The organism is Streptomyces sp. NPDC006872, assembly GCF_040635845.1.
GTDB lineage: Bacteria > Actinomycetota > Actinomycetes > Streptomycetales > Streptomycetaceae > Streptomyces.
Map to the genome: position 1 here is coordinate 345,292 of NZ_JBEYIL010000010.1, position 12,229 is coordinate 357,520.

At 68.0% G+C, this 12,229-nt stretch carries 13 protein-coding genes and 1 pseudogene; 6 read left to right on the forward strand and 8 right to left on the reverse strand.

Annotated features, from left to right (window positions below):
- From ABZ725_RS29280 to ABZ725_RS29300, 5 genes and pseudogenes are all read left to right on the forward strand, one after another.
- A pseudogene (locus tag ABZ725_RS29280) lies at nt 1–382 on the forward strand (hypothetical protein); the annotation flags it as partial.
- Nucleotides 383–1,102: 720 nt separating this feature from the next.
- Nucleotides 1,103–1,972 (forward strand): peptidoglycan-binding protein, encoded by an 870-nt coding sequence (locus ABZ725_RS29285; RefSeq protein ID WP_358805522.1) that lies wholly within the window; start codon nt 1,103–1,105, stop codon nt 1,970–1,972.
- A 189-nt stretch (nt 1,973–2,161) separates the two neighbouring features.
- Nucleotides 2,162–2,854, forward strand: a complete 693-nt coding sequence (locus tag ABZ725_RS29290; protein ID WP_358805523.1) for a transglycosylase SLT domain-containing protein — start codon at nt 2,162–2,164, stop codon at nt 2,852–2,854.
- A 21-nt stretch (nt 2,855–2,875) separates the two neighbouring features.
- Entirely contained in the window at nt 2,876–3,511 is a 636-nt protein-coding gene (locus ABZ725_RS29295; RefSeq protein WP_358805524.1) for a peptidoglycan-binding protein, read from the forward strand.
- 132 nt (nt 3,512–3,643) lie between these two features.
- A complete protein-coding gene (locus tag ABZ725_RS29300) occupies nt 3,644–3,973 on the forward strand; it encodes a hypothetical protein (protein ID WP_358805525.1) in 330 nt (109 codons plus the stop codon).
- 251 nt (nt 3,974–4,224) lie between these two features.
- Here ABZ725_RS29300 and ABZ725_RS29305 read toward each other — a convergent pair whose 3' ends face one another.
- From ABZ725_RS29305 to ABZ725_RS29320, 4 genes are all read right to left on the reverse strand, one after another.
- On the reverse strand, nt 4,225–5,205 hold the full coding sequence (locus ABZ725_RS29305) for an NADPH:quinone reductase (protein WP_358805526.1): 981 nt from the start codon (nt 5,203–5,205) through the stop codon (nt 4,225–4,227).
- Nucleotides 5,206–5,440: 235 nt separating this feature from the next.
- Entirely contained in the window at nt 5,441–5,773 is a 333-nt protein-coding gene (locus ABZ725_RS29310; protein ID WP_358805527.1) for an AzlD domain-containing protein, read from the reverse strand.
- Nucleotides 5,766–6,512: an AzlC family ABC transporter permease gene (locus tag ABZ725_RS29315; protein WP_358805528.1), complete on the reverse strand. Its 747-nt coding sequence runs from the start codon at nt 6,510–6,512 to the stop codon at nt 5,766–5,768. The genes ABZ725_RS29310 and ABZ725_RS29315 overlap by 8 nt, the downstream gene beginning before the upstream one ends.
- Before the next feature lie 44 nt (nt 6,513–6,556).
- Nucleotides 6,557–6,946 (reverse strand): Rid family hydrolase, encoded by a 390-nt coding sequence (locus ABZ725_RS29320; RefSeq protein ID WP_358805529.1) that lies wholly within the window; start codon nt 6,944–6,946, stop codon nt 6,557–6,559.
- 250 nt (nt 6,947–7,196) lie between these two features.
- On the opposite strand from ABZ725_RS29320, the gene ABZ725_RS29325 reads away from it, so the two are divergent.
- Nucleotides 7,197–7,643 (forward strand): Lrp/AsnC family transcriptional regulator, encoded by a 447-nt coding sequence (locus ABZ725_RS29325; protein ID WP_358805530.1) that lies wholly within the window; start codon nt 7,197–7,199, stop codon nt 7,641–7,643.
- Nucleotides 7,644–7,733: 90 nt separating this feature from the next.
- On the opposite strand, the gene ABZ725_RS29330 is transcribed toward ABZ725_RS29325, so the two are convergent.
- From ABZ725_RS29330 to ABZ725_RS29345, 4 genes are read right to left on the reverse strand one after another with little or no spacing between them, the layout of a single operon-like run.
- Entirely contained in the window at nt 7,734–8,258 is a 525-nt protein-coding gene (locus tag ABZ725_RS29330; protein ID WP_358805531.1) for a DUF6262 family protein, read from the reverse strand.
- Nucleotides 8,259–8,266: 8 nt separating this feature from the next.
- Nucleotides 8,267–8,596 (reverse strand): transposase, encoded by a 330-nt coding sequence (locus tag ABZ725_RS29335; RefSeq protein ID WP_358805532.1) that lies wholly within the window; start codon nt 8,594–8,596, stop codon nt 8,267–8,269.
- 4 nt (nt 8,597–8,600) lie between these two features.
- The gene (locus ABZ725_RS29340; RefSeq protein WP_358805533.1) at nt 8,601–10,676 is read right to left on the reverse strand and encodes a hypothetical protein; all 2,076 of its coding nucleotides are present in this window, start codon (nt 10,674–10,676) and stop codon (nt 8,601–8,603) included.
- A complete protein-coding gene (locus tag ABZ725_RS29345) occupies nt 10,673–11,830 on the reverse strand; it encodes a tyrosine-type recombinase/integrase (protein WP_358805534.1) in 1,158 nt (385 codons plus the stop codon). Before ABZ725_RS29345 ends, ABZ725_RS29340 begins: the two co-directional genes overlap by 4 nt.
- Between the last annotated feature and the right edge of the window lie 399 nt (nt 11,831–12,229).

The following is a 12,229-nucleotide window of genomic DNA, read 5'->3' on the forward strand; positions in this document are numbered from 1 at the left end:
CAGTAACATCGCGACCTGTGTGAATGCCGATGGGCGGATGGAGTTCTTCGCTCGCGGGACGGATGGCGCGGTGTGGCATCAGTGGCAGACGGCTCCCAGTAATGGCTGGTCGGGGTGGGAGTCTCTCGGCGGCGTGATCACCAGCGACATCGCGGTAAGCCGGAACCGGGACGGGCGGATGGAGTTCTTCGCTCGCGGGACGGATGGCGCGGTGTGGCATCAGTGGCAGACGGCTCCGAGTAATGGCTGGTCGGGCTGGGAGTCCCTGGGTGGTGTCATCACCAGCAACATCGCGGTGAACGTGAACTCGGACGGGCGGATGGAGTTCTTCGCCCGCGGCACCGACAACGCGGTCTGGCACCAGTGGCGGACCCAGGCGTAGTTGACCGGCAGTCAGGACAGACCACACGGCGGGAACGGGTGTCTGATATGACAAGAGCGAACGGAAGCTATTCCACGACCGACGGCGCGGCGAGTGCGCAGCAGCACGGCATGCCGCAGGGTGCGATGGAGCCTCGGGCCGCAGGTGCAGCAGGTGCAGCAGGTGCGGCGAGTGTCGGGGAGCACGGGATGCCGCTGGGCGGTATGGAGCCTCGCGCCGCGAGCGCGGCGACTGTGCAGCAGCACGGCATGCCGCAGGGTGCGATGGAGCCTCGGGCCGCAGGTGCAGCAGGTGCGGCGAGTGTCGGGGAGCACGGGATGCCGCTGGGCGGTATGGAGCCTCGCGCCCCGCAGGGTGCGATGGAGCCTCGGGCCGCAGGTGCAGCAGGTGCAGCAGGTGCAGCAGGTGCGGCGAGTGTCGGGGAGCACGGGATGCCGCAGGGTGTGATGGAGCCTCGCGCAGCAAAGAGTTGATACGGCATCGGCCCACGTGTCGTGGCCGCGCCCGGACCCGCTGCCTGATCGGCGGCGGGTTCCCGGGCTGCTGCTCAGTCAACTCGTCGGTCAGCGCGTCCAGTTCGCCAGCGCGTCCAGTTCGCTATGGCGAGCCGTGATCTGCTGCACGGTCCGTTGTTCGTCCGGCGGCCCCTCCCCGTCTCACCCCGTCTCACCCCGCCGCACCCGCGATCATGCGCGGGTGCGAAGAGGGAAGGAATTCCGCATGCCCAATCCATGGATGCCCCAAGCCCTCAAGGCGGACATCGGTGACCATGCGCCGTGTGACCCCGAATTCCCGGCAAGGGCGATAGCGCACATCACGGGGGACAGGGAAGCCACCGCCGAAACCCCCCTGGATCTGGTCCCGTTCGTGAACCTCCAGGGCTTCTTCACCGGCAGCGGCAAAGGCCAGGCTCCGCACATCCTCTGGGATCCCTTCACCGGAGCGTTCGCCCAGTTCTTCCCCGCCACTTCCCGCAGCAAAGCCCTGTTCGACACGGCCGGTGGCACTCGCACCAACCGGGCCGGCGAAGTCGTCATCCAGATCGAGTCCCTGTTCTTCCCGCACTGCCGCGTCAACGGCGAGGTGTTCGCAAGGCTGGTCGACACTCCGTGCAAGGGTTGGGGCGATCTCCACGCATGGATCAGCTCGTGGGGCATACCGGACGTCTGGCCCATGGGCCGCCCGACCTCCCTGTCCCGCAATACGTGTCCGGCCGACAAGTGGAGGGCGCAAGGCGGCTGGTACGCCCATGCGCATGTCCCGGAGAACGACCACGTCGACCCCGGTTCCTGGCCGGCGCTGGTGTCCCAGCCGACTGGACCGATCCCTGCTGAGCCCCGGTTCGAGCCGTTCCCCGGTGCGTCGTTCTTCCAGGCGGGGCGCAAGTCGCCCGTCATCGAGGGAATGCACGGTCGGCTCGTCGCCGAAGACTGCGACCGCTACACATTCAGCGCCGCTCTCGACGTGTGGGGAGCGGGCGATGTGAGGTCGTACACCGCCTGGCAGGAGAAGCTGGGTTTCGAGGGAAGCGCTGCCGACGGCGTCCCCGGCCGGTTCAGCTGGGACAGGCTCGAGGTCCCCAACGTCTGAGGTTTTCCGAGCAAGGCCGGCGGATTTTCTGGGGCTTTGATGACCTGATCGTCAGAGAACTCGCTTGCCGGCACCCTTCCGGGTTTGCGTGCGACTCACATCGGTCGCATTCTGGAAATAAGGCAACCCTGACCGACCGGCAGGCGCACTCCTTGACCGGCGGCCTCCATCCTCTCCCGAGGGGGCGCAATGGTTGCTCTGTCCAACGTGCGCTTCGGCAAGGTCAACGATGAGGTCAAGGCCACTCAGGCGGCGCTCATCGCAGTGGGAATAAGCATCCCCGCCGGCGCCACCGGGTTCTTCGGTGAGCAGACGAGAACGGCCTACGCGGAATGGCAGCGCATGCTGGGATTCACCGGCTCGGCTGCCGATGGATTTCCCGGATGCTCCTCACTGGCCAAACTCGGAGCCAGAGCCGGATTCGTTGTGGACTGCCGCCATCCCGGTGCCATCACCAAGAGTTCCGTACAGTTCTCGAAGAACTCGGGTGTGGCCGTCGACGAGCCCACGGCCCGCGCGTTCGCCGAGCAGGCATGCGACCTGACCGGCGCACCGAGGAGTTGGGCCACGGGGGTCGGCAACGGAGCGAACCTGCTGACCCTCATGTTCCGCGAGTCGTCCTTCAAGCCGAACGCGGTGAACCCGGCTGACGTGAACGCGACAGGCGCAGTCCAGTCGGACGGTGCAAAGCTCAACTGCTCACGCGGCTACGCGCAGGTGATTCCCGGGACGTTCGCCGAGAACCACCAGGCGGGTACGTCCCACCGGATCTACGACCCGGTGGCGAACATCGCGGCAGCGATCAACTACATCTGGCGGCGGTACGGCGACATCTCGCGCGTTCAACAGGCCAATCCGCATCGTGATCCGGCTCCTTACTGAAGGGATAAGGACATGCCTGCTTTGGCGCCATTCCCAGGATCGACCTTCTTCCACAAGGGGCAACGCAGTCCGCTGATCGCCGCGATGGGCAAACGCCTGGTGACGGAAGGGTGCGGCAAGTACCGGACGGGTCCCGGACCCGAGTGGACGGACGTGGACCAACAGTCGTACGCCGCCTGGCAACGCAAGATCGGATTCAAGGGGGCCGAAGCCAACGGCCTGCCGGGCAAGACTTCCTGGGACCGGCTCCAGGTCCCGACGGCGTCACCTGTTCCTGGTGGCCGCGTCGCATCTCCTGTACCGCGACACGGCGTCACGACCGCCCACGGAGTGAAGGGGCCTCACTGGAGCCTGGGCCGCCACACAGGCGCGGACTACGCGGCTCCGAAAGGCACACCCTGTGTCGCGGTGCTCAGCGGCTCCATCGTCCGCGAAGGATTCGACCGCAGCTTCGGCGACTTCCTCGTGCTGCGCGCCAACGGATTCGACTACTGGTACTGCCATCTCTCCGAACAGACCGTCAAAGGGGGTTCGGTCAAGGCCGGCCAGAAGATCGGGGAAGTCGGCTCGACCGGGAATTCCACCGGCCCTCACCTCCACTTCGAGAAGCGCCCGGCCCATGGCGGCTTCGGATCCGACGTGACACCCACCTGGTAGCCGTCGGACGAGTCGCCCCGTTCTGGATGCATACGAGGAGAAAACGCCGCGCCGCGCCGTTTCGACCTCGTCGTCGGCGCGGACGGGCTGCACTCCAACGTGTGCTGTCTCGTCTTTGACGAGGAGTCCCGCTTGGACGCCTTCATCGGCGCCTACCTCGGGGTGCTGACCCTGCCGAACGTCTCCGACCTCGACGGCGAACTCCTCATCCACGTCGGAGTCGGTCGCACCGTCGGCATATGGCGCGCGCGGCACCCCGGCGACGCGCGGGCCCTGTTCCTGTTCCGGAGCGAGCTCGGCTACCACCACCATGGCGTGCCCCGGCAGAAGGAGCTCCTGCGCGGTGCGTTCGCCGGCATGCACGCCCACGCGCACCGCTGGGTGTACGAGCTCGACCGCACTCCGGCGTTCTACTTCGACTCGATCACCCAGCTCCGCATGGACAGGACTTCTCTCGGGTAGAGGCTGTGGCGCGAAAGTGGGTCGGTTTGGCTTGTGCAGCTGAGTGCCGGTTTGGCCGACGCCAGCAGGCGCAACAGGTGTGGCGGTATCGCCGGTTCAGATGAAGCCCCGTCGGCAGTTCCGCCGCCAGGGCTCGCTGCTGCCAGATCAGCCGCAGCAGAAAGGTGGCTGCCTCGCCTCGGCAGAGGCGATCGCAGCAGGCGCTGCGCCCAACTCTCTGGGGCGTACGCGCGCGACATGCTCCCCTGGGGTCAGTCGGTGGTCAGGATGAGCTTGCCTCGTGTTCCGGATTCGAGGATCTTGCGGTGGGCTGCTGCCGCTTCACGTAGGGGCAATTCGTCTCCGACGACCGGTTGGATGACTCCGTTGTCGAGTCCCGCCGCCACGGCCGTGAGGGCGTCGGCGGCTTCCTGTGCGGTGGCGTACCAGAGTGCGGTGCCCTGGATGGTGGCTTCTTTGAGCATGGCGAGCCGGGGGGTGAAGTCCAGGCTGCCGCGGCTGCCGACGATGACCACCCGGCCGTAGGTGGCGAGGGCTTGGAGGTCGTGCTCCAGGTTGATGTCGGCCTGCATCTCGATGATCACCGAGACGCCGTGTCCGTCGGTGATCTGCGCCAGTTCGTCGAGGTAGCCGGGGGTGCTGTGGTCGAGGACATGCTGGGCTCCTGCGGCACGGACGAGATCTGCTCCCGTGCTGGAGCCCGCGGTGCCGATGACGATGGCTCCGGCATCGTGGGCCAGCTGCGTGGCGTGGATGCCGACCCCGCCGCTCGCGCCGTGGATGAGAACCGTCTCACCGGCCTTCAGCCGGGCCTTTTGGAACAGGGCGCGCCAGGCGGTCAGACAAGGGACGCCGACCGCCGCGCCCTGGCCGAAGGACAGGGCGGCCGGCAGCGGGTGGACCGCGCGGGCGTCGACGACCGCCAGTTCGGCGTAGGTTCCAGAGCATCCCGCCGTGCCGAGCGCCGCCACGAAGACCCTCTCGCCCGTCAGAGCCGTGTCGACGCCGGGGCCGACCCCGTCGACGATGCCGGCACCGTCGAAGCCCGGGGTGTAGGGCAGCTGCGGGGTGTAGAACGCATAGGTGCCAGAGCGGATGTAGGTGTCGGCGGGATTGACGCCGACGGCGTGCATCCGCACGCGGACCTGCCCGGGACCCGGCTCGGGGGCGGGCAGCTCGGTGTACGTCAGGACGTCCTCGGTGCCGAACTGCGAAACCTGGATGCCGTACATGGATCTCTCCCTGCTTCGGTCGTGGGCCTGGCCAAGAGGCTGCTTGCCCGGGGCGCCCCGTCTTGTGCCGGGCAGTTGGGCAGCTGCTGGCCGGCCTTCATCGTCGCTTTCCCGGGTTCGCCGCCTACGGTGGCGACGATCTGCCCGCGTGTCGGCCTCGCCCGATGGAGGGCCGCGGCGCTGGATGCCGCGACGGACGCCCGGGGTGGCGGCATTCGCGGCCGGCCTGGTGAGGTCAGTGGGGGGTGAGGGTGCTGGCGAGGGCCACATGGACGGCGGTGCCGCCGAAGATGCTCAGCACGGCGTTGTGCCGCCAGTGGTGCAGGCCGAGGGTGGCGGCCAGGGCGATCGCGGGCGCCACCAGCTGGCGCGGGGCGGTCAGGGAAAGGCCGCGCAGCGTGTACACGGTGAGGATCAGCATCACGCCGACCGGCATGCGGGCGTTGAGGTAGTGCACCACTGCGCTGGTGCGCAGCGGCGTCAGGACGGCGAAGGGCAGAGCCCGCAGGGCGAAGGTGATGGCGACGCACACGGCGACGGCGGCGACGACGTAGGGCCTGTCAGGCACGGGCGGCCTTCTTGGTCAGGGTGTAGCGGGCCAGGAGGGCGGTGGTGAACAGGGCGAAGGCGGCGAGGAGCATCTGGCTGGGGAAGGCGAACCGTGCGACGAGCGCGCAGATCAGGGCCAGTACCGGCGTGGGCAGCTCGCGCCGCGCCCGTACGGCGTCGACGGTCAGTACCGCGAACAAGGCGGTCAGGGCGAAGTCCAGACCCACCACTTGCGGGGGGATCACCGCCCCGAGCAGGGCGCCCGCGGTCGCTCCCGACACCCAGTAGGTCTGCAGGAATGCCTGCAGCCACAGGATGCGCCGGCCGGACCAGGACCGGGCCGCGCCGCCGGAGGTCAGCGCGTATGCCTCGTCGGTCATCCCGAAGACGGCGTACGCCTTCCCGGCCGGGCTTTCGACCCGGTGCAAAGGGAAGGACAGTGCGTAGAACACATGCCGGAAGTTGATCAGGAAGGCCGACAGGGCGATCTGCGCCAGCGGAGCGAGCGCGACGATCATCCCCACGAGCAGGAACTCCAGCGAGCCGGCGTAGACGAGACCGGAGATGACCGGTGCCCACCACCAGCTCAGCCCGGAGTGGACGACCAGCACCCCGAAAGCCACGCCCAGAGGGAACATGCCCAGGCCGACGGCCCCGGAGTCCTTCAGCGCCGCCGCGGCCTCGGACGAGGACTTGGACGCAGGCTGGGGTGCGTGCTCGGGAGAGTCGACGGACACGGCAGGCGATGGGGTGTGCATAGAGAGATTCTTGGTAGCGGTGGAGAGGTCTTCGGCGGCGCTGCTCAGTTTGTGCCGGTGTCGTCGCGCCAGGCCACGCAGGTGATCTCAAGGTTCGCGCCGAGGGGCAGGCCCACAACGGCGACCGCGGCGCGAGCGGGCACGTCCTTGGCGAAGTAGCCGCTGTAGATCTCGTTGAGGAGCGGCCAGTGGTCCATGTCGCGCAGGTAGCAGGTGGTCGAGACGACGTCTTCGAGGCGGAAGCCGGCCTGGAGGATCGTCGCTTCGAGGTTCTTCAGGGTCTGCCGGAACTCCGCCTCCAGCCCGCCCTCCGCGATGTCGGGCGTGCCGGGAAGGAATCCACAGTGACCCGCCACGTAGAGGTGGTTGCCGGCCACCACGGCGGACGAGTACGGACCGAGAGACGATCCGGTGTCGATGATCTTCTTAGGCATGGTGCACGTGCCCTTTCTCAGATTCGGCCGCAGGCGGTTTGCAGTCACCCGCAGGGCCTCGGAACGCCGTCGCGTGCCCGCAGCCGGGGCGGGCCTCGCAGACGGCCAACCCTCAGCCGGGCTGGAGACCAGCACAACAGAGCGCACCCGTTGACGCAAGTTGTTGCGACACTCAACCTTGTACGTGCAAACTTTTTGCACACAGAGCCCGATAGCATCTGTTTTATTGCGTTGAGAAGGAGACCAAGAGATGCCGCTGAATGAGATCGACGACGTCGATCGCAAGCTGCTCGACCTGCTGCGGGAGGACGGCCGCCGTTCCTTTTCCGAGATGGCCCCGGAAGTCGGGCTGTCCGTGGCTGCGGTCAAACGCCGCGTGGACAGGCTCCGGGACATCGGTGTCATCACCGGCTTCACCGTGCAGATCGATCACACGAAACTCGGCTGGGGAATCGAAGCCTTCGTCGAGCTCAGTTACACCGGCAACACGGCCGTCGGCGAGATCCTGGGAACCACCCACAAAGTGCCCGAGGTGCAGGCGGCCTTCACGACCGCCGGAGACCCTGACGCTCTCGTCCATGTACGGGTGCGGGACATCGCGCACTTGCAGAAGGTCATCGACGGGCTCCGTCGGGAGAGGGGCGTCACCGGCACCAAAACGTTGATGGTGCTCGGCTCCTGGACGCGCAGTACGTGACGCGCAGCGCGAAAAGGCTGGTCGCGGCAGGCATGAACTCAGTCAGGTTCCTGCTGGGGGCCCAGCGGTTTACTCAATACCCCGTCTGAGCTACCGGCCGACGGATTCGCGCTGGTTGAGGGCCCGGGTCAGTTCCCGGTTGGCAGCGCGAGCCGCCTCCAGCTCCGCGTCTCTCTCCTCCAGTTGGGCGGTCAGGTCGGTGTTCATCTGTTCCAGGCGCGTGACCTGACGCTGTAGTTCTTCATGATCGGCGGGTGCACCCAGCCCCGATTCACGCCACGCCTGCTTCCCCATGAGCTCCGACAGGCGCCGCTCCAGGCGCCGGATCTGTGTGACGAGCCGGGTGTTGCGGGCGTGGGAGTTGGCGAGATCGGTTTGAAGCGAGGCCAGGCTGACAGGCGGGCTGGCCGAGGACGGAAATCCGTGCGGCTCTCGTTCGGCCGCGTGGATCAGCGCGAGCAGGTCGCGGTGGCGGTAGAGGAAGGTGCGGTCGACGCCGGCTTGCCGGGCGATGCCGCTCACGCTGACCGTGCTCCCGCTGGCAACAGCCTTCTGAAGGGCGGCCTTTACCCGCTGGCGGCGGCGCTCGCTGTCGGCGCGGTGGCCGTCGGCCATGTGTGTGCTCATACGGACTCCGAGCTGTGGGCGTCGGACATGGGCGGCCTGATGCGCGGCATGCCGAGCATCGTTGTCCGGCTGCGCCGGACGACGGCGACGGCTTCGCTGATCTGTGCCTGCGCCTCCGGCGTGAGGTCGCCGAGATCGGCCTTGACGCGGTCGATCAGCCGACGCACCCGGCGGATCTCCTCCTGCGAGGGCATCGCCTCGCTGCGCGCCCAGTCGTCTGCGGCGAACGCCGACATCAGCCTCTCCCGGCTGCGCAGCAGGTCGGCCAGGTATGCCTGCAGGTCGGGCAGGTAGGAGACGTCCGTGCGGAAGTGGTCGCAGCCCACGCACCTAAACCGGATGGGGCAGCTCTGGCCGCCGGCCGCCACGTTCGAGGGCTCCTGGCAGACCCCGTAGGGGACGCTGACCTCTCCGATGGCCCGCCGGACGTGCTCGGAGTCCAGCGACTGGGCTTTGTGCCAGATGCGGGTGCCGTTGCGGTCGAACTGCAAGGCGATCACCCGGTCCACGGCCTCCCGCCGCCTCTCCTGGCCGACCCGGGGCGTAGCTGTGCCGGTAGGCGTAGGGGAAGATCCTGGTCTTGTCGAACGGCAGCATGCGGGTGACGGGCTGCCCGTTCTCCTCCACGGTGGTGGGGACCAGGACATCGGGCAGCGCGTCCACCCAGGTGCGGTGCCCTTCGCCGATGGAGTGGATCGCCTTGGTGCCGTGCGGGTTGGCCCGCGTGCTCGGCAGCAATTTCAGCTCGCCGAGCGGGGTGCCGGGGAAGAGGTCGCGCACGCGCTGCTGCTGGGTGGTGATCACGGCAGCGGTGGCCTCGCCGATCGGCAGCCGCCGTCCCATGCGGTAGGACTTGTAGTTGTCGTAGACCAGGACGAGGGAGCCGTCGGGGTCCTGCCCGAGGCAGTCGTGGGGCAGCTCGCGGATCTCCTCGGGGCGCCGACCGGTGTCCATCAGCAGTTCGGTCCCCACGCGGACCTCCCGGCTGATCAGTTGCTCCAGCTCGTCGAGGTGCTCGCACAACTGTCGCATGACCGCGTCGGGAAGGTTCTTGCCGGCCTCGGTGTCCTCGGGTTCGTCGGGGGTGTCTTCGCGCTGGAGCCGGAAGCCGGTGGGCAGGCCCGCCATCGGCCCTCCCGGATGCGTCAGCCCCAGAGTGCGGATACGGGTCAACACGAGCGCTGTGTTGCGGACGGTGTGGCTGCGGGTGCGAGCGGAGATCCGACCCGTCTCGGTCAGGAACGCCAGCCGGTTGCAGAAGGCGACGATGTCCCCGCGGCGCAGCTCGGCAGGATGCATGCCGCCGTCCTCGCGCTGCAGGCGCAGGCTCTCCGACAGCAGGTTCATGGCCGTCACGTACGGCTGCACCGAGCCCCCAGGCCGCTGGCCCCGCCGGCGCGGCAAGTCGTCGTAGGCCCAATGTTTCACCGCTTCCCGCAGGGCCGGCTGCGAAATCCGGGTGAAGTCCAGAGTGCCGTTCTGCCCTGTGAAGATCTTCAGGTCCCACACGTCCTTGCGGCGCTCCGACTCCGCCGTCGCTCCGAGCCGTCCCAGCCACGTCAGCATCATCCGGACCACGCCGCGCGTCGACTTCACGTGCGCGAGCGTCTCGAAGACCTCCGGATCGTTCATGACCTCCAGGGTCGGCGCCTGCATCTCCCTGAGCCGGTCACACAACGGCCGCAGGAAGTGATCCCACGTCTTGACGCCCGACTCAGTACGGGCCTGCAGACCGTAAAGAACCTCTGCGACGACCCGATCCGGCAGGCCCCGCAGACACAGTTCCCGGTCGGCGTGGACGGCCGGCGCCATGCGCCGCCACGTCTCCTCGTCCGTCACCTCGCCGCGCCTGTCGGCGTACTTCAGCCGCGGCGAGTGTGCCTTGCAGTAACGGGAGTTCTCGTAGTCGCGAAGCCGGTAGCAGACCTCCACCTCGCACTGCCCGGTGCTTGCGCGAGGAGTGACCGCGGGGTGGTGCAGGAAGTCCTCCATCGGCAGCTTCAGGGTATCCGCCCGCTGTCGGTGGTGCGGGTCGCACAGTGCGCTCCGCGCAGACTTGGCCGGCCTGCCGCAGCGCTGCACCCGGCACATCTCCTGCCGCATGCCCAGCATCCGGGGCTTGGCCCTATTGGCGAAGTCCTCCAGAGACAGCCCCGACTCCTTCCAGGCCCGCTCGCAGCCCGTACACATCTTCCGGTCGAACCTCACCCCCCTGCTGCACCCGTTCACGCAGCAGTCCGGCATGCCCAGCACGGGATGATCTACGGGGTAGAAGATCACCCGCAGCACCCAGTCCCACCGCACGATCCGCAGAAAGTCCGGGTCCAGGGCCTCCACGATCTGCCGGGTCCGCGGATCGTCCTCACCGAGGAACGGCCCGACCGTGACCGGCTGCGGCGCCGTCATCGCTCACCTCGCCCGGACAGTTCCCGCGGCGAGGGAACCCGCTCGACAGCCTCGCGCACCCGGCTGCGGTCCGGGATCACGTACGGTGCGACCGATTCGGGATGCTCCTGCCCCAGCAGCATCTGCACTTCGTCCCAACTGCCCCCGGCATTCGCGACGTTGCTGCCGAACGCACGCCGGGCCATTGGCGGGCCGACCTTGCGCCCCAGCTTCGCACGCGCCGACAGCCGCTCGAACAGCTCGCCCATCGCCGCCGGGGACATCGGCGCGCCCAGCGGCTTGCGTGAGAGGTTCACCAGCAGAGAGTCGCTGCCACCCGCACCCAGCCGCTCGTCGACGTACTGGTCGAACGCCTGCACCACGAGGAAGTCCAGCGGCTGCACCCACGCCGTCTTCGACTTCGACCACGCCCGATTCGAGTTCGCGCGGCGCCGCACATGCACGTGCGCGCCCTCCTCGTCGCAGTCCAGAGCACGGGAATCGGGCAGCAGATGGCAGTCATTGCGGCGCAGCCCCGCAACCTGGCCCCGCGGCAGACCCACCCGGCCGTGCAGCAACACGATCAGCCGGTCCCGGGCACTACGGCACGCCAGAAACATCGCCACAAGCTCGTCGTCCCGGGCCCGGTCGACGTTTGCCTTCGGCTCCTGCAGCCGGTGCCGCGCCCGCAACCGGTAATACAGGCCCGTCTCCTCCCCCTTCGCCTCCTCCGGAAGATCCCGGCTGTCAGCCAGCTCATACAGCTGCCCCAACACCGACCGGTGCACCGCGCCCACCGACACGGCGTACGACAGCAGGCCGCGCACCGCGGCCAGCACCCCGTTCACCCGCCGCTCGCCCCGCAAGGGCCGAGTACCCGGACCCCACACGACCGTCGAGGTCTCGGCGTCCAACCGGGCCGGCGAATAGCGCAGCCACACCATGAACAAGCCCAGGTCCCGCGCCGCCTCTTCCCACCGCCGCCCCGTCGCCCGGCACCAGCGGAAGTAGAAGACGGCCCCGCCGGCGTACGACCGCGTCGTCAGCTCCGTCCGGCTACGCCCGAACCGCAGGAACCGAAGCCACTGATCGGAGACCGGCACCACACACAGATCTTCATCGATCACTGTCCAGTACCGCGCACCGGACGGCAGATCCACGGGAAACGCCCGCACGTGCAACTCCTTCGTCGTGACGGTCCATACATCAACCCGCCACAGAGCCACACCCCCCGAGAACGAGCCTCAGAAGATCAACGAGGCCCGTCCACGCCACGTCACACCACAGGTGCGCTCGCCCTAGAAAACACATGGTCGTGGGGGAGGGTGACGCTTGTCGGCGACGCGGGCTACCGCCCCGGTCCAGCCGTCGGAGGCAGCACCAGCCTGGCCGTCGTCGATCGCAAGGTCACTCGCGCTCCATAACTCCTTCAACTGTCCAAAGTTGAACGGCATTCGCCTACATTCCGGGATGCGAGCACGCAACCGAAGGCGGACGATGGGATGGGTGGGGAGCCCATTCCCGGAGTGGAATGTGTGGAGTGGTCGGCCGGCGCGAGCCGTCTCGCGAATACC

Bases quoted from the DNA above. Each gene is read 5' to 3' on its own strand.
- ABZ725_RS29285 (WP_358805522.1), top strand. From the start codon at position 1,103: ATGCCCAATCCATGGATGCCCCAAGCCCTCAAGGCGGACATCGGTGAC.
- ABZ725_RS29290 (WP_358805523.1), top strand. From the start codon at position 2,162: ATGGTTGCTCTGTCCAACGTGCGCTTCGGCAAGGTCAACGATGAGGTC.
- ABZ725_RS29305 (WP_358805526.1), bottom strand. From the start codon at position 5,205: ATGTACGGCATCCAGGTTTCGCAGTTCGGCACCGAGGACGTCCTGACG.
- ABZ725_RS29315 (WP_358805528.1), bottom strand. From the start codon at position 6,512: ATGCACACCCCATCGCCTGCCGTGTCCGTCGACTCTCCCGAGCACGCA.
- ABZ725_RS29320 (WP_358805529.1), bottom strand. From the start codon at position 6,946: ATGCCTAAGAAGATCATCGACACCGGATCGTCTCTCGGTCCGTACTCG.
- ABZ725_RS29325 (WP_358805530.1), top strand. From the start codon at position 7,197: ATGCCGCTGAATGAGATCGACGACGTCGATCGCAAGCTGCTCGACCTG.
- ABZ725_RS29330 (WP_358805531.1), bottom strand. From the start codon at position 8,258: ATGGCCGACGGCCACCGCGCCGACAGCGAGCGCCGCCGCCAGCGGGTA.
- ABZ725_RS29340 (WP_358805533.1), bottom strand. From the start codon at position 10,676: ATGACGGCGCCGCAGCCGGTCACGGTCGGGCCGTTCCTCGGTGAGGAC.